The organism is Bradyrhizobium sp. BWA-3-5 (assembly GCF_032917985.1).
Lineage (GTDB): Bacteria > Pseudomonadota > Alphaproteobacteria > Rhizobiales > Xanthobacteraceae > Bradyrhizobium.
Genome location: NZ_CP136626.1, coordinates 3,161,572 through 3,186,938, shown reverse-complemented (window position 1 = coordinate 3,186,938; position 25,367 = coordinate 3,161,572). Strand labels below are relative to the sequence as shown.

Genomic DNA, 25,367 nt, shown 5'->3' with positions numbered 1-25,367 from the left:
CTGAGCCCTGCGTTGTCGGCATAACGCCATCCATTCGCCGCCTTCTGCCGCCGCTCCGGCCGGACGAAACCGTAGGCAGGAGATCCGGTTGGACGCGGCGTTCCAGGCAGCAACTGCCAGTCTTGCCCCCAAAAAGCGACGGCCCGCCGAAGCGGGCCGTCATCGTCGTTGAAACCTTCTATCCGCAAACTAGCGCGGGGCCCCGCCCTTGGCGCGGTTGGCACGCCACTCCAGGAATTCGCGATAGAGCGGATCGCGGTCCTGCGGCTGGAACGCGGTAGCAGCCGGTGGCATGGCCGACGGCGCCGGCGGCGGCACCGCCGCCGATGCCGACGATACGGCCGCGCCCGATGCCAGCGGCATGTTGCGGTCGAGCCATTCCTGCGCCGCCTTGAAGCGGGTCCAGCCCGACACCGTCGCGCGCAGGGCCATTTCCTTCCACTTCGGATGGAACGGCGGCCGCTGCAACTGCGCAACCTTGTCGAACATGGTGTCGACGAGCAGCGCCAGGCGGCGGTAGCGGTCGCTGTTCGGAGCCCAGTTGTACGAGGCCAGCACCGCTTCGGCCGAGATCGTCTCCACAAAGCCTCCTTCAGGCACGAGGCCCGGATAGTCCTGCGACGAAAGCTTGGAAGGCAGATACTCTTCCTGCAGGGTCTTGGCGTAGTCGACCGGCACCAGATGCAGGTTGCGGTCGGTGACCTGGTTCAGCCACTGCAATGGCTTGCCTTCGATCGCCACGATGGCGTCGACCTCACCCTTGCGCAGCATGTCGAGCGCCAGGCGCGGCTCCTGATAGATCAGATGCGGCCTGATGTTGAGACGTTCGAACACGTTGATCGCGGTGACGAAGGTCGAACTGTCGGGCAAGTCGACCACCACGGTCTTGCCGTCGAGGTCGCGCATGTTGGTGATGCTTCTCGGCGCGAGGACATGCATCTCCTCATTGAACATCTTCGCCACATAGACGAACTGGTTGCGGATGTCCTTGGCAAAATCCTTGCGATCGAGATAGGCCAGCGTGTCCTTGCGTACGATGCCGGCGTCGACGCCGCGCAGCAAGAGAATGTCCGACACCGCCTGCACCGAGCCACGGCCCATCACGGGAAGGATCCGCAGGCTGGTGCCGTTGTCGAGCACGGAGGCGAGATCGGCGCCGACCTGCGCATAGGTCGAGCCGAACGATCCGGTCATCAAGCTCACCGTGTTGGCGTTGAGCTGGTTGGCCAAGTCGCGCTTGGTCGCGGTGCCGTACTTGAAGATCGTCTTGAAGGAATCGCTGACCGCGCCCGGATCGATGCCACTGCGCACCGGGCCGAAGTGCTGCCACTGGCCGTTGGTGAAGCGCATCATGCGCATCTGCTCGATCGGCGCGTGGTCCGACGGGCTGGTGTTGATCAGAATGCCCTGCACCATCATCGGAAGCTGCAGCCCCTTGAGGCCGCGGGCCTGCTTCATGATGTTCTCGCGCGACAGATCGTCGCCGCAGTTCTTCAGCACCTCGACCACCGACCGGCCGACGAGGTAGCCGAGAACGGCCTGGCCGTTGACCTTGCTCACGCTCGGGACATAGCGCTGCATGAAGGCGGTCCATTCGCGGAACACCGCCTCGCCGGCCGCGGCCGCGTCTTCGCCCTCGAGACGGTAGGCCGCCGACATCAAACCTTCCGCATTTTGCGCGCCCGCCGGCTGAATCACCGCCGAATAGGAGTTGGAGACCGACGCAACGAACTGGTTCGGGCGCCAGCCGAGCTCGACGCTTCGCCGGATCGCCATCGTCGCAAACTTGGGCGTGGTGAATTGGATGAAGACATCGGCATTCGAGGCCTTCAGCTTGGCGAGCTGCGGGTCGATGTTGGCGTCGGTGACCTTGTACGTCGCCTCCGCCACGACCGGAATCTTGCCGCTAAGGCCGTCCTTCAGGCCCTTCAGGTATTCCTTGCCCATGCCGTCGTCCTGATAAAGGACGGCGATCCGGCTGCGCGGATGGTTTTCCAGGAGATATTGCGCATAGATCTGGGCTTCAGCCGCGTAGGTCGGCAGGAAGCCCATGGTCCAGGGAAACTCCTGCGGCTGGTCCCAGGCCGCAGCGCCCGACAAGGCAAACAGCTGCGGCACCTTCTTTGAATTCAGATAGGGCTGGATCGCCGCGTTGGTGTTGGTACCGACGGTCGCCAAAGTGAAGAGGACCTGGTCCTCTTCGACGAGCTTGCGGGTTGCCTCCATGACCTTGGTCGGTTCATAGCCGTCGTCATAGACGACCATGCTAACCTTGCGGCCGTTGATGCCGCCTTCGGCGTTGACCTTGTCCATGTAGGCCGCGATCACCTTGGCGATGACGCCATAGGCCGAGGCCGGACCAGTCAGCGGGGACGTGACGCCGATGCGGATCTCATTGCTGGCCGGCGGCGCCGCCTGGCCCTGCGTGGCGAACGTCGCTCCCGCCACTGCAGCGAGCGCCAGTGCCGCTGCCGCGCTGCGTCGCGGCGCAGTGAAAAGCCGATGTAGGACGTCCCGGGCTACTGACCCGGACCAATGCCCCGCCCCACGAGTGTTCATCAAAACCCGCATCCTGCCCCCTTTGAGCAATTCGATTGTGTGATTTTTCGAGCTGCGAAAATGTACCGTTTCAGGCCGACTCGAAGACATTGTGTCTCAATTGGATTGATTTTGTGTCAAGGCCAGACGTGTCACGCAGTTAGTCGCTCGTGTGCTCAGCGGCGACAATTTTAGGGCTTAGCGTTACTAAAATCGCACGCCGCAGCGCGCGTGCAAGCCATGCGCGCGTCGGTTGCGTATATCCATGTCATATTTGGATTCGCGAATTGGCGTTGGCCCGGCCGCGATCGGGCGGCACAAAACAACTGGCGGTTGGCCAAATTAAGGCGACCCGCCATGCAGCGGGCCGTCCATCATCTTGATGTTGTGCCGTGGCGGTCGCGACTATCGGCCACCGGCCGCCTTGGCGCGATTGGCGCGCCACTCCAGGAATTCGCGATAGAGCGGATCGCGATCCTGCGGAGAAACTACAGCCGACGGGAGCGGCGGCACGGCCGCCGATGCCGACGATACGGCCGAGCCGGACGCCAGCGGCATGTTGCGGTCGAGCCATTCCTGCGCCGCCTTGAAGCGGGTCCAACCAGCGACCGTCGCGCGCGGCGCCATTTCCCGCCACTTCGGGTGGAACGGCGGCCGCTGCAACTGCGCGACCTTGTCGAACATGGTATCGACAAGCAGCGCCAGGCGGCGGTAGCGGTCGCTGTTCGGCGCCCAATTGTACGAGGCCAATACAGCTTCCGCCGCGATCGTCTCGACAAAGCCCCCCTCAGGCACGAGGCCCGGATAGTCCTGCGACGAAAGCTTGGACGGTAGATACTCTTCCTGCAGGTTCTTCGCGTACTCGACCGGGACCAGATGCAGGTTGCGGTCGTTAACCTGGTTCAGCCACTGCAACGGCTTGCCCTCGATCGCCACGATGGCGTCGACCTCGCCCTTGCGCAGCATGTCGAGCGCAAGCCGAGGCTCCTGATAGATCAGATGCGGCCTGATGCCGAGCCGCTCGAACACATTGATCGCGGTGACGAAGGTCGAAGAGTCGGGCAAGTCCACCACCACGGTCTTGCCGTCGAGCTCACGCACATTGGTAATCGATCTCGGCGCGAGGACATGCATTTCCTCATTGAACATCTTCGCCACATAGACGAACTGGTTGCGGATGTCCTTGGCAAAATCCTTGCGATCGAGATAGGCCAGCGTGTCCTTGCGCACGATGCCGGCGTCGACGCCGCGCAGCAGCAGGATATCTGCCACCGCCTGCACCGAACCGCGGCCCATCACGGGCAGGATCCGCAGGCTGGTGCCGTTGTCGAGCACGGAGGCGAGATCGGCGCCGACCTGCGCATAGGTCGAGCCGAACGATCCGGTCATCAGGCTCACGGTGTTGGCGTTGAGCTGGTTGGCCAGGTCGCGCTTGGTGGCGGTGCCGTATTTGAAGATCGTCTTGAAGGAATCGCTGACCGCACCGGCATCGACGCCGCTGCGCACCGGGCCGAAGTGCTGCCACTGGCCGTTGGTGAAGCGCATCATGCGCATCTGCTCGATCGGCGCGTGGTCCGACGGGCTGGTGTTGATCAGGATGCCCTGCACCATCATCGGAAGCTGGATACCCTTGAGCCCGCGAGCCTGCCGGATGATGTTCTCGCGTGACAGGTCGTCGCCGCAGTTTCTCAAGACTTCGACCGTCAGCTTGCCGACGAGATAGCCGAGCACGGCCTGGCCATTGGTCTTGCTGATGCTCGGGACGTAGCGCTGCATGAAGGCGGTCCATTCGCGGAACGCTACGTCGCCGGCCGCTGCCGCGTCTTCGCCCTCGAGCCGGTAGGCCGCCGACAAAAGGCCTTCCGCATTTTGCGGGCCTGCCGGCTGGATCACGGCGGAGTACGAATTGGAGATGGAAGCGGCGAACTGCAGCGGCCGCCATCCGAGTTCGGCGGCTCGCCGGATCGCCATGACCGCGAATTTCGGCGTGGTGAACTCGAGGAGGACGTCGGCGCCGGACGCCTTGAGCTTGGCGATCTGGGCGTCGATCGTGGTATCCGCCACTTTGTAGGGCGCCTCGGCCACGATCGGAATCTTGCCGCCAAGGCCGTCCTTCAGGCCTTTGAGATATTCTTTGCCCATGCCGTCGTCCTGATAGAGGACGGCGATCTTGCCGCGCGGATGGTTCTCCAGGAGATACTGCGCAAAGATTTGGGCTTCGGCCGCGTAGCTCGGCAGGAAGCCGACGGTCCAGGGGAATTCACGTGGCTGGTCCCAGGCCGCCGCACCCGACAGGGCGAAAAGATGCGGCACCTTCTTCGAGTTCAGATAAGGCTGGATCGCCGCATTGGTGTTGGTGCCGATCGTGCCCAGAGCAAGAAGAACCTGATCCTCTTCGACGAGCTTGCGAGTAGCCTCCATCGTCTTGGTGGGCTCATACGCGTCGTCATAGCTGATCATGTTGACCTTGCGGCCGTTGATGCCCCCCTCCGCATTGGTCTTCTCGAGATAGGCTGCGATCACCTTGGCGATGACGCCGTAGGCCGAAGCCGGTCCGGTATAGGGCGCGGTGTTGCCGATCCGGATTTCGTTGCTGGCCGGCGGCGCGGCGACGCCTTGCGTGCTGAACGCAGCTCCCGCCATGGCGGCGAGTGCAAGCGCCGTTGCCAGGCTGCGCCTTGGCACGGCGAAGAGCCGGCGCGCGCCTGGCCGCATCCGGGACATTCGTGTGATCTGTCGACGCGAATCGATCCTGGCCCGCATGGCGGTCCCCCCTATGTTTCCACACCCATGTTTTTTGCGCGTTATTTGGACGGGCAGCGTTTCAACGCTACTCGCCAACATTGTATCTCAATCGGACTGATTTTGTGGCAAGTCCAGGCGCGCTGCACAGTTAGTCGATCGTGTGTCCGGTCGCGACAATTGGAGGCATTAGCGTTACCGCGCCGTTGCGCGCCCTGGTTGTGCAGTGACCGTTCGTATTTAATCCGTGAGAATGGGCGTGGTCGCTGCGACCGCGCACTCGCGCGACCAAACGAGTCGGCCCGCCATGCGGCGGGCCGTCTTGTCATTCTTATTTCTATTCCCGCCGTGGCAGCCGCGATCATCGGCTGCCGGCCGCCTTGGCGCGTTGGGCGCGCCACTCCAGGAATTCGCGATAGAGCGGATCGCGCTCCTGCGGAGAGAGCGTGGCGGCAGCCGGCGGCGGCACGGCGCCCGATGCCGCGGACACGGACGCGCTTGCCGGCATGTTGCGGTCGAGCCATTCCTGCGCCGCCTTGAAGCGGGTCCAACCAGCGACCGTCGCCCGCGGCGCCATTTCCTTCCACTTCGGATGGAATGGTGGCCGCTGCAACTGCGCGACCTTGTCGAACATGGTGTCGACGAGCAGCGCCAGGCGGCGGTAGCGGTCGCTGTTCGGAGCCCAGTTGTACGAGGCCAGCACCGCTTCGGCCGAGATCGTCTCGACCGAGCTGCCATCTGCCACCAGGTTCGGGTAGTCCTGCGACGAAAGCTTGGACGGCAGATACTCTTCCTGCAGGTTCTTGGCGTACTCGAGCGGGACCAGATGCAGGTTGCGGTCGGTGATCTGGTTCAGCCATTGCACCGGCTTGCCTTCGATCGCCACGATGGCGTCGACCTCACCCTTGCGCAGCATGTCCACTGCCAGCCGCGGCTCCTGATAGACCAGATGCGGCCTGATGCCGAGCCGCTCGAAGACGTTGATAGCGGTGACGAAGGTCGAACTGTCGGGCAAGTCGACCACCACGGTCTTGCCGTCGAGATCACGCACGTTGGCGATCGTCCGCGGCGCGAGGACGTGCATCTCCTCATTGAACATCTTCGCCACATAGACGAACTGGTTGCGGATGTCCTTGGCAAAATCCTTGCGGTCGAGATAGGCCAGCGTGTCCTTGCGCACGATGCCGGCGTCGACGCCGCGCAGCAGCAGGATATCGGCCACCGCCTGCACCGAGCCGCGCCCCATCACGGGCAGGATCCGCAGGTTCGTGCCGTTGTCGAGCACGGAGGCCAGATCAGCGCCGACCTGTGCATAGGTCGAGCCGAACGATCCGGTCATCAGGCTCACGGTGTTGGCGTTGAGCTGGTTGGCGAGGTCACGCTTGGTCGCGGTGCCGTACTTGAACAGCGTCTTGAAGGAATCGCTGACGGTGCCCGGATCGATGCCGCTGCGCACCGGCCCGAAGAACTGCCAGTGGCCATTGGTGAAGCGCATCAGGCGCATCTGCTCGATCGTGGCATGGTCGGACGGGCTGGTGTTGATCAGGATGCCCGGCACCATCATTGGAATCTGCAGACCCTTGATCGAGCGGGCCTGCTTCATGATGTTCTCGCGCGAAAAATCGTCGCCGCACATTTTCAGGACTTCGACGATGAGCCTGGCGTTCAGATAGCCGTAGACCGCCTGGCCGTTCGACTTGCTGACGCTCGGGACATAGCGTTCCATGAAGGCGCTCCACTCCCGGAACACCGCGGGTCCGGCGGCCTGCGCGTCCTCGCCCTCCAGACGGTACATCGCCGAGATAATGCCTTCAGCGTTTTCGACACCAGCCGGCACCATCACTGAGGATACCGATTCGGACACCGAGGCGAGGAAATGGATCGGCTTCCAGCCGACCTCGGCATTTCGCTTGATCGCCATGGTGGCGAATTTCGGCGTTGTGAACTGCATGAATATGTCGGCGCCCGAGGCCTTCAGCTTGGCGATCTGGGCGTCGATATTAGTGTCCGTCACCTTGTAGGACGCCTCGGCCACGATCGGAACCTTGCCGCCCAAGCCGTCCTTGATGCCCTTGAGGTAGTCCTTGCCGAAGCCGTCGTCCTGATAGAGCACAGCGATCTTGCTGCGCGGATGGTTCTCCAGGATGTACTGCGAATAAATGTGGGATTCGGTCTGGTAGCTGGGCAGGAAGCCCATGGTCCAGGGAAACTCGCGCGGCTGGTCCCACATCGTCGCGCCCGAGGCGACGAACAGCTGCGGGATCTTTCGCGAGTTCAGATAGGGGTGGACGGCCTGGCTGGTGTTGGTGCCGAGGCTCGCGAAAATAAAGAGAACGTTGTCTTCCTCGACGAGCTTGCGGGTCGCCTCCATCGTCTTGGTCGGATTGTAGGCGTCGTCATAGGAAATGAAATTGATCTTGCGGCCCCTGATCCCGCCCTCGGCGTTGACCTTGTCGAAATAGGCCGCCAGCACCTTGCCGATCACGCCATAGGCGGAAGCCGGCCCGGTGTAGGGCATGGTGTTGCCGATCCGGATCTCGTTATCTCCGGGCGCTGCCCCTGCCTGATCCGTTAATCCCGGTGCCGCAATTGCGGCCAGCATCAGCGCCGCGGCTGCCCGGCGGAAAGGCGCGGCGAACAGCCCGCGCACCGCCTTCCCTACCCCGGTGCGGGAGATTTGCCCAATTTGAAGACGAGAATCGGTATTAGCCCGCATTGCGGTCCCCCCTTGTGTCCCTTGCCCATATTTTTCTTATTGTGCGCGTTGCGCAGACGTGCAGGTTTTCAACCCTGCTCGCCGACATTGCGCCTGAATCGGAGTGATTTTATGGCAAGTCGAGGCGCTACATGTGACATGGTTATTAGGGACGCTTACTCGAGCGCGGAAGCACGGAATCCCCGCTAGCCGTTGGGAGTGCATAACCATTCTACACCTGCGCGCAAGCGCGGAAGACAGGGGCGCATCACCCGGCGCGGGGTCGAGGAATCGGCGCCGGTCCCACCAAATTGCGCAATCCGACTGAAATGATCACTCTGTGCGGAGTCGGCCCATCTTCCCGACGACGTCCTGGAACCAGTCCGGCTTTTCCAGGTTCATAGGCTCGCGCTGCGGGCCAAGTGCAGCAGCCAAACGTAATCAAGAACAAGCCCGTTAGCCGCACGCCCGGCGGCAGGACTGACCTGGACCGTACAAACGGAGGGATCAAATGAGGATTGCGCAGGTAGCTCCGCTGTTCGAGAGCGTACCGCCGCGGCTCTACGGTGGAACGGAGCGGGTCGTTGCCTACCTGACCGAGGAGTTGGTTCGGCAGGGGCATCAGGTGACGCTGTTTGCGAGCGAGGATTCCATTACTTCCGCCGAACTCGTCCCCTGCGCGCCCCGGGCCCTCCGCCTTGATCCCGACGTCCGCGATCCCCTTCCCCACCACATGATCATGCTGGACAAGGTGCGCGAGCGCGCCGACGAATTCGACATTCTACACTTCCACGTCGATTATCTGCACTTCCCGCTGTTCCGGTCCGAGCGCGGCCGGACGTTGACGACGCTTCACGGTCGGCAGGACCTTCCCGATCACATGCCGTTCTACCGGCGGTTTTCCGACATGCCGCTGGTCTCGATATCGAACGCACAGCGCACGCCGCTTCCGGGCGCAAATTTCGTCGGTACGGTCTATCACGGGCTGCCGCTCGGCCTGCATGCGCCGAGCCTCGACCGGCACGGCAGCTATCTGGCCTTTCTCGGCCGCATCTCGCCAGAGAAACGCCCCGACCGCGCCATCGCGATTGCCCGCGCGGCGGGGCTCCCGCTGAAGATCGCAGCCAAGGTTGATAAGGCGGACCAAACCTATTTCCGCACCGTCATCGCGCCGATGCTTGATGGCGGCGACATCGAATTCATCGGCGAGATCAATGACAATGCCAAAGATGAATTCCTCGGCCAGGCGGCGGGCCTTCTGTTCCCCATTGACTGGCCTGAGCCGTTCGGCCTGGTGATGATCGAAGCGATGGCCTGCGGCACGCCGGTTCTGGCATTCCCGAGCGGATCGGTGCCGGAAATCATTGAGGACGGGCTGACCGGGCGGATCGTCTCCACTATCGACGAGGCCGTGCGCGCCATTCCGGAGTTGCTGGCGCTGGACCGCCACGCGATTCGCGCCCGCTTCGAGGAGCGTTTCTCGGCTGCGCGCATGGCAGCGGATTACGTCAAGATCTATCATAAAATGCTGCGTAAGCAGGCCGCTCCCGAACGTCAGATCTCAGCGATGGCAGCGCATTCGGTCAACAGCATCGAGGCCTCTCCGGCGGGTGCCCGCAGGGATAATTGAACCGTCGCATCCGGGTGGCCCACGAGCAATCGCTGATGACGGCCCCCCAGTTCAGAACGATGCGGGCGAGGAACGGCTATCGACGGGATCGAACCAGCCGTTGCGATCGCGCGCAGTGCCACGGCCGGCCGCTTCGTAATGCGTCCGAGGGTCGCACCTCTTGACCCCGTGCGGACCTCTCCCAAATCGATCGCCGCCAAAGCGTTTGCGGGTTTGGCGCGCCGTATCCGCCAAGGAGACAGCGCCAGAAAGTCCACGTTGCTTTCAGGAGGATGTGGTTATGAAGACGACGTATCACGCTCAGTTCGTGCTGAAATGGAGCACGGCGATTGTTCGTCTGCTGGACCGGCTGGTCAGTCGGATAGCCGCGGCATTCAGAAGCTACCCCGTCAGGCTCGCTCGTCGCAACAGCTAAGGCGGGAGGAAGCGATGCGCAGTTTACTCGCAGCTCATTGCGTCCGCCGTGCTGTTCACCGCAAGCGGAGCGGCAGATGCGGAGCGGGATAAGTCCAGGCAGCAGAGCAGCTCGAGCCCAACTGTTCACGCTGACGCACCGCAACGACCAGTTTCCGGTCGGAATACAAGGTCCAAAAGCAGAATCAGCGCGAGCCCGACTTTTCGGGCCGAGGACATCGTCCCGGATATCTGCCGAGGGCGCTCCTCCTGACAAGCCTGCGATCTGTTCGCAATGGCCGTGAATGACATTCACTGATTGAAGTGGTTTTCCTTCGCCAGAAGTAGGAGAGATAGAATGGAGATGGTCTCGACCGGTGGCTTGAGGAGGATGAAATCAGGAGCGGCGTTCGCCGCCAATGACAATCATGGGTCTGATGGGCGCTTAACCCCATCCCCGTTTCCAAGAGATGCGGTCGCTCGCATCTTCCGGCCGCAGCGATCAGCAACGACCTCAGGAAAGGCCTGCAGCAAGGGTTGGCGGCTGGTCTTCGAGCGGCGCAGCGCCCCCTATGTCGAGCCCCTAATGGGATGGACCGCCGATGATGATCCGCTCGCGACCGTCGAGCTCAGCTTCCCGAGGCTCAAGGCGGCGATTCGCTACGCCGAGCGGCGGCGGATCCCGTATGTGGTTCAGAGCGCGGAGGGCCAGCACGAAGAACGACAGGGTAGGCCGCGTAAGGTGACGCGTGCTTTCTCCGATGGGACGCTGGAACGGCTCGGCCTTGGCTCCCTTCAAGAGAATTACGATAAGGCCGTCCCCGGTGCGGAAGCACGGCACGATCGCGGTGGCGATGAGGGTTGGACTTCACCGATGGCGGTGGTGCGCGACGCCGACCTTTCCCTGGATGCGAAACGCGCGATCCTGATCGACTGCGCCTAGACCGAATATTTGATCGACCAGGCTACCAACGAGGGCATGCCAGAGAACGGCCGGCCTTCGCGCCTGCACGAGGTTGAACTGGCGCTGCTGGCTCTCGAGCGCGAGAACGCCAGGGCGTGCGCCGCGCCGGCTTCAGAACGCCCAGCCTAAGCAGCGTCGCCCCGGCTGCCGTCTGCACCAGTGCGGCGCCGATGCCCTCGACATTCAAATCCAATTCTCCACGGAACAATCCGGAAGTTTCGACATTCTGTGGACGCCGCCGGCTTGACGCGCTTGGGCGCCTCTCCGGGTCCAAGCGGAATGCCCGGTAGCTCGCACCCACTTTGCTCTCAGGAGGAATTGGATATGAGCACCCTGTCTGTTCTCTCGAATCTGCCTGCACTTCATTCGGAAGGCGGGCTCTCCCGCTATCTCACGGTCATCCGGGAGTTTCCGCTGCTGAGCGCGGATGACGAAGCCATGTACACGCGCCGCTGGCATGAACACGGCGATCGCGACGCGGCCTATCGCCTGGTGACAAGCCACCTCAGGCTGGCTGCGAAGCTGGCGTTGCGATATCGCGGCTACGGGCTTCCCGTAGCGGACCTGATCTCGGAAGCGAATCTAGGCCTGATGCATGCGGTGAAGCGGTTCAAACCCGAAAAAGGTGTTCGGCTCGCGACTTACGCGATGTGGTGGATCAAGGCGACGATCCATGAATACATTCTGAGGTCCTGGTCGCTGGTGAAAATAGGCACGACCGCCGCCCAGAAAAAACTGTTCTTCAACCTGCGCAAACTGAAGAACCGGATTTCCGCAGGCGAGGACGTCGATCTATCGCCCGAACAGGTCAAATACATTGCCGACGAGCTGAAGGTCGATTCGCGCGAGGTCGTCGAGATGAACGGCAGGATCCGCGGGGACATCTCGCTCAACCTGCCCACATCCCGGGAAGACGGTTCCGAAGAAATGCAGGACTGGCTGATCGATCCGGCGCTGGACTCCGAAAGCCTGCTCTTGGAGACACAAGATAGCAATCGGATGAGGAGCGCACTGAAGGAAGCGCTCGCTTCGCTGACGGAGCGCGAACAGTACATCATTGGCGCGCGCTTCCTTGCCGACCAGCCGAAGACCCTGGAGGAACTCGGCGCCACCTTTGGCGTCTCCCGTGAGCGAATTCGCCAGATCGAGATTCGTGCGCTGCAAAAGATCAGACACTCGCTGTGCGCTCGCCTCGACGGAACGCTCCTCTCAATGACGGTCGCCAGCTGCCGATCTCCGGCGCAGTTGCATTGACCAAGGAGCGCGAGTGCCGCGCCTCGGCGTTACCAATCGGCGAGCGCCGACAGCAGAGAGCGTGAAGGCACAATGAAAAACCCCCGGCAGTTGCCTGCCGGGGGTTCTCCTAGTGTTTCAAGTCTTGCGGGATCAGAAGTTACGCTGAGCGCGAATGTTCAGGAACACAGTGCTCTGGTCCCGGAACTCGTATGTGGCAACCGGCTTCGGGCTCGTCGCGCCCGCAGCTTGTGCCGTGATCGCACCCGTCATCTTCTGGTCGAGGAAGAACGCGCCGACTTCCGCCGAGAACGTCAGGTTCTTGACAGGGGTCCAGCGGGTAACCGCACCGACCATCGCGACATTGAAGTCGGGATCGCAGGTGAAGTCAGCACTGAAGGCGCGGCCACTTACCGCAGCGCCACCCGGGACGGGGCCCGTAAAGGCAGCACAGTACTGGGCAGTCGCCGTACCATTGTAGCGAACCTGGGAGTAGCTGCCCCAGAGGCTCGTCGACCAGTATGGATCCCAGTTGTGGTTGAAGGCACCACGGACACCCCACGCATCCGTAAGTTGGATATCACCACCGGGAACGTATACGCCGTCACTGGTGTAGCCAAACCCGTAGCTCTGATAAGCTCCCGGACGGCTGGTACCACCGAACATTCCGAAGCTCGGCGAAGCGCCGCTCGTGGAGATCACCGCCTTGGTGGCGCCGTGAGCGTAGGTGGCGTCGATCTTGAAGTCGTCGCCCGGACCGGTCGGCAGGTTCTTGATCTGCAAGGCAGCCATCACCGCACCGCCCCACTTGCTTTCGGGGTGACCGGAGATTTCCGACAGAGCCGTCGGCAAGCCGGCCGAGGTCAGCACGTTGTACGAACCATTCACGAGATGGGCCAAACCTGAAATCTGGAACAGACCCCAAGCCTGGTCGACCCGGATGTTACCGACGATGTCGGGAGCCCACACGCCGCCATAAGCGTTTGGCGCAATGCCGAGCGTCGAGACCGAGCTGGCCGGGTTGACGGCCAGTGCCGTGGCAGTAGCAGCTGTGGCCGGGAAGGTTGCAAGATACCCAAGGCTCGTCCGACCGTAGACGGTCGGTTCATCCAGACCGATGGTGCCCGACACGCCATTGCCGAACTGAGCGGTGTACTGGATGTTGTTGACGCCGGTCACGTAGTCCGGACCGCCGATCAGGAATGAGTTGTTGTTACCAGGATAACCGTTCCAAGGCGTCGCAAAGGCCGACACCGACTTACCGAAGGTGAAGCCGGCGAACTGCAGGAAGATCTGGTCAACGGCGACGTAGCCGGCGCCAGCAGCGTCGAGCAGGTTCGTGTTGTTGCCCAGGTTGGTCGCCAGCGAGTTCGGGTTGAAGGTATTGTTGCCGAGCGTGCTGAACTGGATGTTGGCCTGACCAAAGGTGCGGACAACGCCGTATTCGGTCGCGGTGCGGGTATCAACCGTCAGCGCAAGACGCGAGCGGGCCGCGAAGTAGTCACGGTAGCGGTTACCTTGAGCGATATCGCCGCTCCAGGCGGGGCCGCCGTAGATGCCGCCGTTGAACGTGGTGTCGACGCGCAGATAACCACCCAGCTTGAGGCAGGTGTCGGTGCCCGGGATATAGAAGAAACCCGCGCCGTAAAGGGAGCAGATCCTCACGTACTCGACCGCTTTGGCCTTGACGGGAAGATCGGCCGCCTGTGCTCCGCCCATGGCGATCAAACCCGCCGCTGAGCCGAGGATAAGGCTCTTAACCATCTTCATGTTAAACCTCCAAGTTGCTCTGTAGGGAAGGTTCCGGATCCGCTGGGTGAAACACCCTAAGGTTGGTTCCCTTGTCCCCTGAAACCCGCTTAGCCACTTCGCGCCTTCGGACACTCCCGCATGAACGCGAGGGACTTAAGCGAACCACCTAAAACGGGACGACCTCGGGATGCCCCCCTCCGTCGCGCCAACGATATGAAACGAACAGTTCCGAACAAGCAACAAAAGACAGCTTCGCGATGGCTCAGTCGGCCCGTTTTGTAGGCGCTTGTTGCATAATTGCCACGTCACCAAAACGTGAGCAGCCGCAATAAGTTTTTGAAATAACTACACATTATCCGGCGGCGGCTTCGGGCACAACGCACACCGTAAAGCTGCGGGCGAACAAGCATGAGAGCGCAACAACCACCGCAAGCGCAGAATCACACGCCACTGCAGCGACCGAATCTAACGAGACTGAAGTGCGCGTTCGTCGAGGTTTATCGGGGCTGAGGGACGACCTTCGTCGGCTTCTCGCTGCCGCCGCGGGCCCGGCCGGCGTGACGATTTATTCCGTGGTCTTGCCCACTTCCCGCCGGTCCACCGACCAACCTTCCCGCCGATCTTCGTCCAATTATGGCAGAGGAAACCGGGCGAGCACGACGGTGCCTACGGCCGCCACGAGCACCAATGACGCAAGCAGAACTTTCAGCCTGACTTCCGAAAGCACTGGCGCGAGCGCGTTCACGACTGGCGCATACTCTTTGTCGCGCCCGTTCTTGCTCATGTTACCCGACGCGAACAGTAGCCCTGCTGCTGCGTAGAAGGCGCGCCAACTCCTGGGCCTGTCCAATGTCGGTTCCATCCGGCAGGTCGAAGATGATGTGCTTAGTTCCAAGTCCGATATCTTTGTCTGCGTTGAGCAAGACGAAACACGGCTGACCCGCCTCATGCTCTTTCACTTCAGCAACGAACGATGAACTTTTCATATGATGCTGCTGAGAAGCGATTTCATCGACTCTAGGCGTCAACCCAAAGCCGCCTGCTATGTCGGTCTTTTCATGTGGATTGTGGAGAACTTACTTTCCGAAATTCGCAGGGCACCCTGTAGAGCACCACGGAGGAAGCTGGTTACCCTGAATAACAGATTCAAATGTCAAAGGAATTTTGGAGCGGGTGAAGGGAATCGAACCCTCGTATTCAGCTTGGAAGGCTGCTGCTCTACCATTGAGCTACACCCGCGCTTGCGCGTTGACCTAACACGCCGTGGAGACGGCCTCAACCCGGCCCGCCGTCGCTGTTCCGGGCCTACTGCACGCCGCCGGTCACCGGTCCGGCCCCTTAACAGGGGTCGATTCGCCCCCTATATTGATGTTTCCACCAACAACGAAAGGAGGTGATCCAGTGTCTTATACCAAGCGCTGTCACCTCGCTGGGATCGCCCGCTAGGCTCTAATCAGGCCTGGCATCGGGGCGCTCTCAGCCCTGGCCAGCGAGACAACAATTGGGGCGCGACGGGAGCCATCCCGCCGCGCCTTTTTGTCGGCCTGCCTTTCCGGTCAAAAGCCGCAGAGCTTGACCAAGCGAGGGCGCCGCCCCCGGCGGCTCTCCGTGATGCGCTCGCCGCCATTGATGGCGGAGCTGCCGTAGTAGCGGTCGTGGCCGGTAACCTCGTGCCAATCGCCTAACAGCGACGAGGCTGACGGTGCGCGTACCCTCGCGGCATCGCAGATGATCGTGACTGGCTGGCGTCGCATGACCGTCTCCTTGCATGGGCGCGTTATCGCGTTCTGCTCATCAGTCGGGAACCGGCCGCAGCGCGTTCGAGGGCCATCCGAACTATCGTGTTTCCGGAATGTTTCGTCGCGGCCATTTGGCGGGATGAAAGGGGCGAAATCGTCCTGTAAGGAGCGGCCGGTCCGCCGCCCCCCATCAAGGAGATCATGATGCTCTATGCCATTCTCGCCTATCACGTCGAAGCCGAGGTGATGTCCTGGACGCCGCAGGAGGACGCGGCCGTGATGAGCGGCCTGCTCGCGGTGCATGACCGGCTCAACGCGAACAAGCTGCTGGGTCCCGCGGCGCGGCTCGGCGGCACGGCGGAAGCCCGCACCTTGCGGGGACCGGGCGACGGAATCGTGATCGACGGGCCGTTCGCCGAGACCAAGGAGCAGCTGCTCGGCCTTTATGTGGTGAATTGCGCCGATGAAGGTGCCGCGATCGCCATTGCCCGCGACCTGCGCCGCGTCAATCCGTCCGCGGTGTATGAGATCCGGCCGATCAGGCTCTATCTGCCGGGCGAGGCGCTGCCGGAAACCTCGAATGAACCGGGTCAGGGCTGACCTTCGCATCAAGTGCTGCTGGTCTAGAGCGTGATGGAATAAGATTGATCCCGACCACGTAGAAGGCGCTCCCTCTCCAGCTTGCGGGCACCCTCCCTCAACGCTTTGGCCGATCTTCATGTGGCTGGGCTTGATCTCATCTTGAGGTTGCGAGACAATCCAGCAAGGAATTGGTCAAGAGGGGCGAACGTGCGGTACTTGTGGCTTGTTATTGTCGTGGTGGCGCTCGCAGGGTGCCTGGAAACAACGAATACTTCATTCGTTGGTCCATCAGGACGCACCGTAAGCACCGCAAAATGTAACGCATCCTCTACCGAATGCCTGCAAAAGGCCGCTCAGGTGTGCGGCGGTTCGTACCAAGTCATTGATAGCGAAAGTCACGCAGGGGGTATGCTAACAGACGCAACAGGTCCTGGACCTTTCACTTGGTATTCGATGACCTACCGCTGCGGTCCATCTGATGGGCAGATGCCGACGTTCGCATTCAGGGGCCGCACTATGTCGAGCCGCCACTCACAATGGTAAATGTACGGGGAATGACTAGTATTCCTCTGCCAAGGCATTGGGAAAATTTGGCCTGCCTGGCCCTACCTAGCGGCAGCCTTCTCTCGCTTCGCGAGCGAAGACGGAAAGAATGTGGATGTGGAAGCGAGGGATGGCTGACCTAGCCCGTAGCTCGCGGCCACGGCCCGCCTACGCCCGCTGACTACCAGAGGCGTTTCCTAGCAAAGGCGTGCCCGGAGCCGGATTTGAGATAGCGCTCGAACGTGCGAGCCTTTTGTTCGTCGGAGAAGGCGATGTATGTAACCAGCTTCCAGGGGAGAAACTTCGAGGTGTGTGGAGATTTTCCGGCATTGTGGTCGGATAGCCGTCTTTGAACGTCCGACGCCATTCCCACATAACGCTGGTCGGAAAAGCTCTCGCCCTCCTTCGCCAAGGCTTCGGAGGGCATCCTGCTTCGCGGTCGGGAAGGCTGCAATCCTGCGAAGCGCCTCGGCGCGAAGCAGGATGGTGGGGAAGGAAGGACTCGAACCTTCGAAGCCATACGGCGGCTGATTTACAGTCAGCTCCCTTTGCCACTCGGGACACTTCCCCGTCCGTCAGCGTCAGGAACCGGCCGCCCGAGTGGCGGAGGACCGGACCATGGAGTGGCGCTGAGGCCAAAAGCGCGGTTCGAACCGGCTTCGGCCGGCGCGTTTATGGGCGAAGGGGGGTGGCAAAGTCAACCAATGCGGCACACCAAAAACGCCCTTGATGGGGGGCAAATTGCCATATTCGGGCGCGCGTGACACAAGCTCCCCATGAGCGATCGCGACCGAAAGCCGCCATTTCGCCGGGGCGGCGGCAAACCCTTTGAAAAAGGACGAAAATTCGCCCGTTCCGCCGACCGGCGGGCGCGCGATTCCGGCACCGACGGCCCGGTGATTCTCTACGGCTGGCACACCGTCTCGGCGGCGCTGGCCAACCCCGGGCGGCGGATCCGAAAACTCCTTCTGACCGAAAACGCCGCCCGTCGGCTGGCGGACGAGCATATCGAGACCCGCATCGCCCCCGAGATCGTCCGCCCGAGCGTCATCGATCAGCGGCTCGGCCCCGACGCCGTGCACCAGGGGATGCTGGCGGAGGCCGATCCCCTGCCCCCGCCCGATATCGATACGCTGCCGCAACAGGGTATCGTGCTGGTGCTCGACCAGATCACCGATCCGCACAATGTCGGCGCCATCATGCGTTCGGCGGCGGCGTTTGCGGTGAATGCAATCGTCACCACCGCCCGCCACAGCCCGGAGGCCACCGGCGTCTTGGCGAAATCCGCCTCCGGCGCGCTGGAGCTGGTGCCGCTGGTGACGGTGCAAAATCTCGCCCGCGCGCTGACCGAGCTGAACGACCGCGGCTTCATGACGGTCGGGCTGGACAGCGAGGGAATCGAGGATCTCGGCGCGGTAGCTTTGCAGCAGCCGCTCGCGCTGGTCCTGGGAGCCGAGGGTAAGGGCCTGCGGCAATTGACCCGCGAGACCTGCCGCGTGGTGGCGCGGCTCGACTTGCCCGGCGAGATCAAGAGCCTGAACGTCTCCAACGCCGCGGTGCTGGCGCTTTATATCGGCGCGAGCCGGTTGGGCCTGATGAAATGAAAAACGCCCGCTCGCAACATGCGAACGGGCGCTGAAGCTTTCAAATTAGCGTCGGATCAGTAGTAACGGCGCAGCACCGGCCGGCCATGGTAGTAGCGGCCTGAATAGCTGTAGCGGTGCGCGCGATAATGGTACGGCCGGTTGTAGCCATAGCCGTAGCCGGAGACCGTACCTTCGCGATAGACCGGATAAGGCGCAAAATTACCCGGGCCGGTATAGGTCGGGCCCTGGTTGACCCAATAATATTGCTGCTCCGGATCGGGCAGACGCTCGCGCACCCCCCAGCAGGGATTGCAGCCGCCATAGCCAAAGCCCACGACCGGAGCCGCATAGACCGGCGCGGCATAGACCGGCGCACCACACGGCGCGTAGCCGCAGGCCATCGCTGGGGCGGCGACTATTACGGCAACTGCCGCGATCAATCCCCTAAATATCTGACGCATTACTCTCTCCTGTCGGTATTTTGTTTGATCTTCTTAACGTGGAACGTGGTGCGGTCCGCGCCGGTCGAAGTTCGGCGCGTAGATGATCGCGGGCGGCTCGGCCGGCACGTTGGATTGCGCCGGCAGCGGCGCCGACTGCGCCGACCAGGATTGGTGATAGCTCTCGGCCGGCTGCGGCAATTTGCGGTTCGCCGGCGGCTCGATTTCCAGACGCCCGTAACCGGGCATGCGGCCGGCGCTCGGATAATAGTGACCGACGTTCGGGACCGGATCGATGTAACGACCGCCGTAGATGGTCGGCTGGACATGAATACGCTTGGCCAGCCCCCAGTCGCCCTCGACCACCGCATAGGAGGCGTCGATGCCGTTAATGATGACAGGAACTCCGGGACGGCCCGGAATCACGATCTCAAAGCCGCCGCCGGCCAGAGCCGACGACGTCGTCGCGATGAAAAGTGCCAGTGTGACGCCGATACGCATCCCTTGGACCCCGGTTTCCTCGTCCCAATTTAATCCAACGCAGCCTTTCAAGGGTTAAGGCATCAGGCCAAACTGCAGGTAAGGCTAACGTACGGGGCTGGATCGCCGCTCAATTGCGAGAAATGGCGCTATCCATTCGTTAACGGCGCTTTACCGGCTGGCCGCGCAATTGTTATCTGCGCAGCGATATCGCCCCTCCCACCCCCAGTCCCGAAATGACGTCCAAGACATCAGCGAAGAACGTGCTCTGGATCATGTGCGACCAGCTTCGCTACGACTATCTCGGCTGCACCGGCCACCCTGTGCTCAAGACGCCGAACATCGACGCGATGGCCAAACGCGGCGTGCTGTTCAAGAACGCCTATGTGCAGTCGCCGATCTGCGGCCCGTCGCGGATGTCGTTCTATACCGGCCGCTACATGCGCTCGCACGGCTCGCACTGGAACGGCTGGCCGCTGCGCGTCGGCGAGCCGACGCTCGGCGATCATTTAAAGAAGATCGGCGTGCGCAACGTCCTGGTCGGCAAGACGCACATGGCGCCCGACCTCGAAGGGCTGAAGAAGCTCGGCATCCCCGCCGACTCCATCATCGGCGTGCACGTCTCGGAATGCGGCTTCGAGCCCTATGAGCGCGACGACGGCCTGCATCCCACCGGACGGCCGCGCCCCGCCTACGACAATTATCTGCGCCAGCATGGCTTTGATGCCCCCAATCCCTGGGAGCACTGGGCCAATTCCGGCGAGGCCGAAGACGGATCCTTGCAGAACGGCTGGCTGTTGGTGCACGCCGACAAGGCCGCGCGGGTGCCGGACGAGCATTCCGAGACGCCTTACATGACCCGCCGCGCGATGGAGTTCATCGCGGAAGCCGAGGACGATGGCCGGCCCTGGTGCTTGCACCTGTCCTACATCAAGCCGCACTGGCCCTATATCGCACCCGAGCCCTACGCCAGCATGTATGGACCTGAGGACGTGCAGCCGGTGATCCGCTCGCAGGAGGAGCGCGCGAACGCCCATCCAGTGTTCGCCGCCTATATGGACATGCGCTACTCCCGCAACATGTCGCGCAATGAGGCGCGCGAAAAGGTCATTCCGACCTATATGGGCCTGATCAAGCAGATCGACGACCAGATGGGCGTCTTGATGCGCTTCCTCGAGGCGCGCGGGCTGCTCGACACCACCATGATCGCGTTCACGTCCGACCATGGCGACTATCTCGGCGATCACTGGATGGGCGAGAAGGATATATTCCACGAGCAATCGGCAAAAATCCCGCTGATCGTGATCGATCCCTCGCCCGCCGCGGACGCCACGCGCGGCACGGTGAGCGACGCGCTGGTCGAGGCGATCGACCTCGCCCCGACCTTCATCGACTATTTCGGCGCAACGCCGCCGGATCACATCCTGGAGGGACGCTCGCTGTTGCCGCTGTTGCACGGCGGTATGCCGGCCGACTGGCGCAGGATCGTGTTCTCCGAATACGACTACGCGATGCAGGATGTTCGCGTGATGCTGAACCAGCCGATCGAGCGCTGCCGCCTGTTCATGGTGTTCGACGGCCGCTGGAAATTCATCCACGCCTCCGGCTTCCGTCCGATGCTCTACGACCTCGAAACCGATCCGCAGGAATTTGTCGACCGCGGCGCCGATCCCGCCTGCGCCGAGATCATAGCGCGCCTGCAATCGGAACTGTTTGACTGGGCGTTGCATCCGAAAATGCACATCACCACACCGAATGCGAAGATCGCGGCCTACGCCGCCCAGCAGTTGCAGGTGAAGAACGGCGTGCTGATCGGCATCTGGGACGAGGCCGAACTCGGCGCCATCCGCGCGCGAATTGCGACGTCATCGGGACCATGAATTTCATGCAATGATGGTGAACACGCATTCAAGAAAGTTTCTTGCTGTTCCCTGCAACAGACAATGGCGGCATTCGTTTTTCCTCAGGCAACAACGAGTGGAGAGGAACAATGAGGAAGCTTTCTTACGTGCTGGCCGCTTTGGCGACCCTCGCCGTTGGCGTCCCCACGGCAGCAAGCGCAGGCGGTTTCGGTGTCTATGTAGGCGGTGACCGCGACTATTACGGCGACCGCTACCGCGGTCCACGCTTCGGATTCTATGAGCACGATCGCGGCTTGCACCGCGGATGGTATCACCGCAACTATTATGGCGACCGGGATGTTGTGATCCGGCGGCACTACTGGGATGACTAGCTACTGACAAATGAAAATGGCCCCTTCTCAGGGGCCATTTTTTTGGTCGGTGCAACCGGGATGCTCACTTAGTTCGTGAAAGGGCGCCCTCGGCCCTCATAGTTCCAACGACCGCAGATCGCCCCAAGGCACGACTTCGTTCTGCCTGGCCACTCCGTGAAAACCGTGAAGGATTGGAGCTGGTGTTGCGGCGGGGACACGTCCTATTGGTAAATTGGAGCCGCTTACACCACATTTGTTGCAGTTCCGAACGCACGGGCGCTACCGTCCGGCGAACACTTCGCAGTCCGTCGAGGAGCGCAATGAGGCCATATCGTCGCTGGTTATCCCTTCCCGGCCACGGATCGTGGCCTCGCTTGCATGCGATCGCGCTCCTGCTGCTCCTGCTGATCGGCGCGAGTCCCGCAGCGGCAGCACCGAATTCGGTATCTGCGGCCTCGACTGCGCACGTCTATCTGCTCCGCGGCGTGCTCAATATCTTTTCGCTGGGCCTCGATGACATTGCGGTACAACTGCGCGCGCAAGGCATCCCGGTTACCGTCGCGAACTTCGCCTTATGGTCGTCGCTCGCCGACGAAGCGGCACTCGCATACAAGAGCGGCAGGATCAAAACCATCATCCTGGTCGGCCATTCTTCGGGCGCGACCGCGCTGCCCGACATGGTCGCCAGGCTGGATCAGCTTGGCGCACCCGTGACGCTGGCCATCGGCCTGGACTCGGTGTTTCGCACCAAGCTCTCCGGACGGGTGGGACGCTACGTCAACTTCTACATCGCCAACGGCAACGGCGAGCCGGTCGCGAGGACCGCGCAATTGCAGGGCAAGCTCGAGAATATCAACGTCCAGGACGTTCCCGGCGTCGGGCACATGTCAATCGAGAAGAACCAGATCATGCAGCGGAAGGTGATCAGCGAGATCGACGCGGTCGTCTTCGGCCGATCTGCCCCGGCGTCGCGTATCCAGAAGCCGCGGCAGCCTGGCGCGGCCGGCGCGGCGCGTGCTGGGATGGCCAATACGGCGGCGGTACATCAGTAGCGCGCCCCGCCGCGTTCCAGGACTGTCGCCGAAGCCCCCGCGTGCCGTAAATTCTGCCTATTCCTCGAGGATAGATTACCCTACGCGGCTGGGCGCGTTGGGGTGTGCTTACGCTTGGAATCGCCAATGGAGCGCGCATGAGTAGTCGGACGCAGGTTGCCGCCGTGGCGATCTGGACGGCCCTTGCCGCCCTCGTCTTCTCGCTCGGTTGCGATCCGGCGCAGGCTGGTCCCGCCGCGCGCTCATCCGACACTGCGGCCACATCGGCGCCGCCGATCGCGACCCAGCCACCGGCGCGCGTCTACCTGTTCCGGGGCGCCCTCGGCCCGATCTTTTCGCGCGGAATGGACCGCCTCACCGAGAAACTCCAGGCAGCCGGTATCCGCGCCGACGTCTACGAATTTACGATTTGCCGGCTGATCGCCGATCAGGCGATCCGTGACTACAGGGACGACGGCGCGCCGATCGTTCTGATCGGCCATTCGATGGGCGGTCTTTGCGCCGTCACGTTCGCGGGGATCCTGAAGGCTGAAAACATCCAGGTGAGCCTGGTCGTCACCATCGATCCGGCCCACGCAACCCCGAAGGTGCCGCTGAACGTCGAGCGCTTCATCAACATTTTCCTGTCGGACAGCATATTGGGTGGCGGCGATGTGATTGCGGAGCCGGGCTATCAGGGACACTACGCGAGCTTCGACCTGAAGCAGCACGAGGAAGTCAGCCACATCAACATCGACAAGATGGATTCCATCCACCAGCAATTGGTGACGGCGATTGCGCAGCTCGCGACGATCCCTGCCCCGGCCGGTGGAGAAGCGATGCCGCTTCGCTACGTGGTTCCTCCCGATGCGCCGATCGAACTGTGGGACAGCGGCACGCCGCAAATGACCAGGTCGGGCGACACGCTGGAGAAGCTCGCGGCATTCAACCACGTACCGCTGTGGTCGCTGACCCAGGCCAATCAGTATTCGGAAAGCACACCGCTGCCGATCGGCCAGCGGGTATTGATTCCACGCCGTCTTGCTACCCCCGTCGCGATCGATGGGGCGCGACCGAAGCGGCAGTCTGCAGCCAATCAGGTGAACGGAATCAGCATCGGGACGCGACGGCAATATGAGCCATAGGCGTCTTCGCCAAGTTCGGCCGTGAGGAAGCCTTCCTCCATGCGCGCCTTGAGCGCCATGCCGAGCGAGATCAGCGCCGCACCCAGCATCGCGGTCACGGTTCCGACCGCAATTCCCGTCACCAGCATCCCTGCGATCAGCCCCGTATAGATCGGGTGTCGCACCAGCCCGTATGGACCGGTGTCAATGAGCTGATGGCCTTCCTTGTGCGTGATCGAGTTAGACCAGAAACGTCCGAGATGAATTCGCCCCCACCATGTGAACGCGATCCCGGCAAGCACGAGACATGCCAGCAGGTAGATTCCAGCGCTGCCAAACTGCCAGAGCGGCTTTTCACCCAGGACCTTTCCGGTCAATGGCAGGAACAGTAAAGCTCCCAGGTAAATGAGAGCGCGGTATTTGAGGGAGTCCGAGCTCATTACATTCTTCCTGGTCTGACCGGACCAGAACGACGCCACGACCCAGCTGATCACCCAGAGGATCCAGATGATGGCGAGCAACTGCGTCGGCCACGTCGTGGTCCAGCCGCTCAGGGCGAAAGCGAACCATTGACCAGGATTGTTCAACATATCGTGGACCGCATGAGGTTTGAGTCAGCCGCCAAGCCGGCGCTCGGCGTGAAGGGGTCGAGGGCGCGTATTGGGCGTTGAGCCCCATTCGCCCTGATTGTCACCGGCACCCAGCAAGTGCGCTATGGTTTCCCGCAACACCGGCTCGATGGGGCTTGGCGCATAGCCGAGCTCGCGTTGTGCTTTTTCGATCGACAACGCCCCCGCTCGCAATGCGATGCGAACGCCTTCGGCCGTGCCCGACGGAGGCCGGCGCGTCACGTGATCGGCAATGAACTCCAGCACTGCCGTGACCATTTCGGCGACCTTGCCGTTCACTTGAATGCGCCGGGCACGACGGCGGCTGATTTCGGCCATGATATCGAGGATCTGCTCTAGCCGCATGCTTTCGCCGCCGAGAATGTAGCGGTGTCCAGCCTGTCCGCGCTCCATCGCAAGGATCAGCCCTTCTGCCGCGTCGCGCACATCGACGAGGTTCACGACGAAATCAAGATGCAGTTGAAGGCGTCGATCGAGGAAATACCGGAGCATCGCCGTCGGCGGGGTAATATTGTGGTCGTGGGGCCCGATCGGCATGGTGGGACAGCCGACGATCACCGGATAACCGGAGGCGGCCGCCTGCATCGCGAGACGATCGGCCAGCATCTTCGAGCGCGTGTATGGACCCGGCATGTCGTCGGAGAGCAACGCATCATCGGGAACAGGGACCATCGTCGGTGAAGCGCGAAATAGAATCGATTCCGTCGAGCAGTGCAGCAAGCGCTTGATGCCGCGCTTACGCGCTGTCTCAATCACGATCTCGGTGCCACCGCAATTGACGGTGTGAAAATCGGCCTTGCGGGGTAACCACATGCCGGGCAGGCCGGCAAGATGATAGACTTGTTCGACCCCATCCATCGCCCGGTGCACCAGGTCGCGATCGAGCACTGATCCGCTGACGTGCTCAACCTGCGGCAGAATGCTGGGCGGCGGCTGAAGATCAAGCACCTTCACCCGCTGTCCCTTCGCGATCAGCGCCGCGACGAGATGCTTGCCGATAAAACCACTGCCGCCTGTGACCAGCACGCGCTTCATGCTATGGGTACTTCAA

Annotated in this window: 20 protein-coding genes and 2 tRNA genes; 9 read left to right on the top strand and 13 right to left on the bottom strand. The window is 62.1% G+C overall.

Annotated elements, in window-relative coordinates:
* Positions 1–189: 189 nt before the first annotated feature.
* The 3 genes from RX331_RS15190 to RX331_RS15180 form a co-directional block, all read right to left on the bottom strand.
* Complete coding sequence (locus RX331_RS15190; protein ID WP_317257312.1) at positions 190–2,448, bottom strand: ABC transporter substrate-binding protein; 2,259 nt, start codon at positions 2,446–2,448, stop codon at positions 190–192.
* Positions 2,449–2,943: 495 nt separating this feature from the next.
* Positions 2,944–5,223 carry an ABC transporter substrate-binding protein gene (locus tag RX331_RS15185; RefSeq protein WP_317257311.1) on the bottom strand — a complete coding sequence of 760 codons (2,280 nt, stop codon included), beginning with the start codon at positions 5,221–5,223 and terminating at the stop codon, positions 2,944–2,946.
* 418 nt (positions 5,224–5,641) lie between these two features.
* A complete protein-coding gene (locus RX331_RS15180; RefSeq protein WP_317258139.1) occupies positions 5,642–7,882 on the bottom strand; it encodes an ABC transporter substrate-binding protein in 2,241 nt (746 codons plus the stop codon).
* 604 nt (positions 7,883–8,486) lie between these two features.
* On the opposite strand from RX331_RS15180, the gene RX331_RS15175 reads away from it, so the two are divergent.
* The 3 genes from RX331_RS15175 to rpoH all read left to right on the top strand — a co-directional run bounded on the left by RX331_RS15175 (position 8,487) and on the right by rpoH (position 12,216).
* Entirely contained in the window at positions 8,487–9,605 is a 1,119-nt protein-coding gene (locus tag RX331_RS15175; protein ID WP_317257310.1) for a glycosyltransferase family 4 protein, read from the top strand.
* 751 nt (positions 9,606–10,356) lie between these two features.
* Positions 10,357–10,941, top strand: a complete 585-nt coding sequence (locus RX331_RS15170) for an NADH dehydrogenase ubiquinone Fe-S protein 4 (RefSeq protein WP_317257309.1) — start codon at positions 10,357–10,359, stop codon at positions 10,939–10,941.
* Positions 10,942–11,286: 345 nt separating this feature from the next.
* Positions 11,287–12,216: an RNA polymerase sigma factor RpoH gene (rpoH, locus tag RX331_RS15165; RefSeq protein WP_317257308.1), complete on the top strand. Its 930-nt coding sequence runs from the start codon at positions 11,287–11,289 to the stop codon at positions 12,214–12,216.
* A 132-nt stretch (positions 12,217–12,348) separates the two neighbouring features.
* Here rpoH and RX331_RS15160 read toward each other — a convergent pair whose 3' ends face one another.
* The 4 genes from RX331_RS15160 to RX331_RS15145 form a co-directional block, all read right to left on the bottom strand.
* The gene (locus tag RX331_RS15160; protein ID WP_317257307.1) at positions 12,349–13,965 is read right to left on the bottom strand and encodes a porin; all 1,617 of its coding nucleotides are present in this window, start codon (positions 13,963–13,965) and stop codon (positions 12,349–12,351) included.
* A gap of 767 nt (positions 13,966–14,732) precedes the next feature.
* On the bottom strand, positions 14,733–14,933 hold the full coding sequence (locus RX331_RS15155; protein WP_317257306.1) for a hypothetical protein: 201 nt from the start codon (positions 14,931–14,933) through the stop codon (positions 14,733–14,735).
* Between the two features lie 179 nt (positions 14,934–15,112).
* Positions 15,113–15,186: transfer RNA gene (locus tag RX331_RS15150), tRNA-Gly, on the bottom strand.
* Positions 15,187–15,503: 317 nt separating this feature from the next.
* On the bottom strand, positions 15,504–15,701 hold the full coding sequence (locus RX331_RS15145; RefSeq protein ID WP_317257305.1) for a hypothetical protein: 198 nt from the start codon (positions 15,699–15,701) through the stop codon (positions 15,504–15,506).
* Between the two features lie 189 nt (positions 15,702–15,890).
* Here RX331_RS15145 and RX331_RS15140 point away from each other — a divergent pair, with 189 nt between their 5' ends.
* Positions 15,891–16,286: a YciI family protein gene (locus RX331_RS15140; protein ID WP_317257304.1), complete on the top strand. Its 396-nt coding sequence runs from the start codon at positions 15,891–15,893 to the stop codon at positions 16,284–16,286.
* A 706-nt stretch (positions 16,287–16,992) separates the two neighbouring features.
* On the opposite strand, the gene RX331_RS15135 is transcribed toward RX331_RS15140, so the two are convergent.
* Both RX331_RS15135 and RX331_RS15130 read right to left on the bottom strand, forming a co-directional pair.
* A complete protein-coding gene (locus RX331_RS15135; RefSeq protein WP_317257303.1) occupies positions 16,993–17,238 on the bottom strand; it encodes a GIY-YIG nuclease family protein in 246 nt (81 codons plus the stop codon).
* Positions 17,239–17,295: 57 nt separating this feature from the next.
* A tRNA-Tyr gene (locus RX331_RS15130) sits at positions 17,296–17,381 on the bottom strand.
* Between the two features lie 206 nt (positions 17,382–17,587).
* On the opposite strand from RX331_RS15130, the gene RX331_RS15125 reads away from it, so the two are divergent.
* The gene (locus RX331_RS15125; RefSeq protein WP_317257302.1) at positions 17,588–18,415 is read left to right on the top strand and encodes an RNA methyltransferase; all 828 of its coding nucleotides are present in this window, start codon (positions 17,588–17,590) and stop codon (positions 18,413–18,415) included.
* A 56-nt stretch (positions 18,416–18,471) separates the two neighbouring features.
* On the opposite strand, the gene RX331_RS15120 is transcribed toward RX331_RS15125, so the two are convergent.
* Together RX331_RS15120 and RX331_RS15115 are read right to left on the bottom strand one after the other, a co-directional pair.
* Complete coding sequence (locus RX331_RS15120) at positions 18,472–18,858, bottom strand: hypothetical protein (protein ID WP_317257301.1); 387 nt, start codon at positions 18,856–18,858, stop codon at positions 18,472–18,474.
* Positions 18,859–18,891: 33 nt separating this feature from the next.
* Positions 18,892–19,338 (bottom strand): hypothetical protein, encoded by a 447-nt coding sequence (locus tag RX331_RS15115; protein ID WP_317257300.1) that lies wholly within the window; start codon positions 19,336–19,338, stop codon positions 18,892–18,894.
* A gap of 215 nt (positions 19,339–19,553) precedes the next feature.
* Between RX331_RS15115 and RX331_RS15110 the strand changes: the two genes are divergently transcribed.
* The 4 genes from RX331_RS15110 to RX331_RS15095 all read left to right on the top strand — a co-directional run bounded on the left by RX331_RS15110 (position 19,554) and on the right by RX331_RS15095 (position 23,708).
* Positions 19,554–21,197, top strand: coding sequence for an alkaline phosphatase family protein (locus RX331_RS15110; RefSeq protein WP_317257299.1), 1,644 nt, complete (start codon positions 19,554–19,556; stop codon positions 21,195–21,197).
* A 110-nt stretch (positions 21,198–21,307) separates the two neighbouring features.
* Entirely contained in the window at positions 21,308–21,550 is a 243-nt protein-coding gene (locus tag RX331_RS15105) for a hypothetical protein (RefSeq protein WP_317257298.1), read from the top strand.
* 302 nt (positions 21,551–21,852) lie between these two features.
* On the top strand, positions 21,853–22,584 hold the full coding sequence (locus tag RX331_RS15100) for a hypothetical protein (RefSeq protein ID WP_317257297.1): 732 nt from the start codon (positions 21,853–21,855) through the stop codon (positions 22,582–22,584).
* A 137-nt stretch (positions 22,585–22,721) separates the two neighbouring features.
* Positions 22,722–23,708, top strand: coding sequence for a LysM peptidoglycan-binding domain-containing protein (locus RX331_RS15095; RefSeq protein WP_317257296.1), 987 nt, complete (start codon positions 22,722–22,724; stop codon positions 23,706–23,708).
* Here RX331_RS15095 and RX331_RS15090 read toward each other — a convergent pair.
* Positions 23,660–24,277: an isoprenylcysteine carboxylmethyltransferase family protein gene (locus RX331_RS15090; RefSeq protein ID WP_317257295.1), complete on the bottom strand. Its 618-nt coding sequence runs from the start codon at positions 24,275–24,277 to the stop codon at positions 23,660–23,662. The genes RX331_RS15095 and RX331_RS15090 overlap by 49 nt on opposite strands.
* A gap of 24 nt (positions 24,278–24,301) precedes the next feature.
* Positions 24,302–25,351: an NAD-dependent epimerase/dehydratase family protein gene (locus RX331_RS15085; protein WP_317257294.1), complete on the bottom strand. Its 1,050-nt coding sequence runs from the start codon at positions 25,349–25,351 to the stop codon at positions 24,302–24,304.
* Between the last annotated feature and the right edge of the window lie 16 nt (positions 25,352–25,367).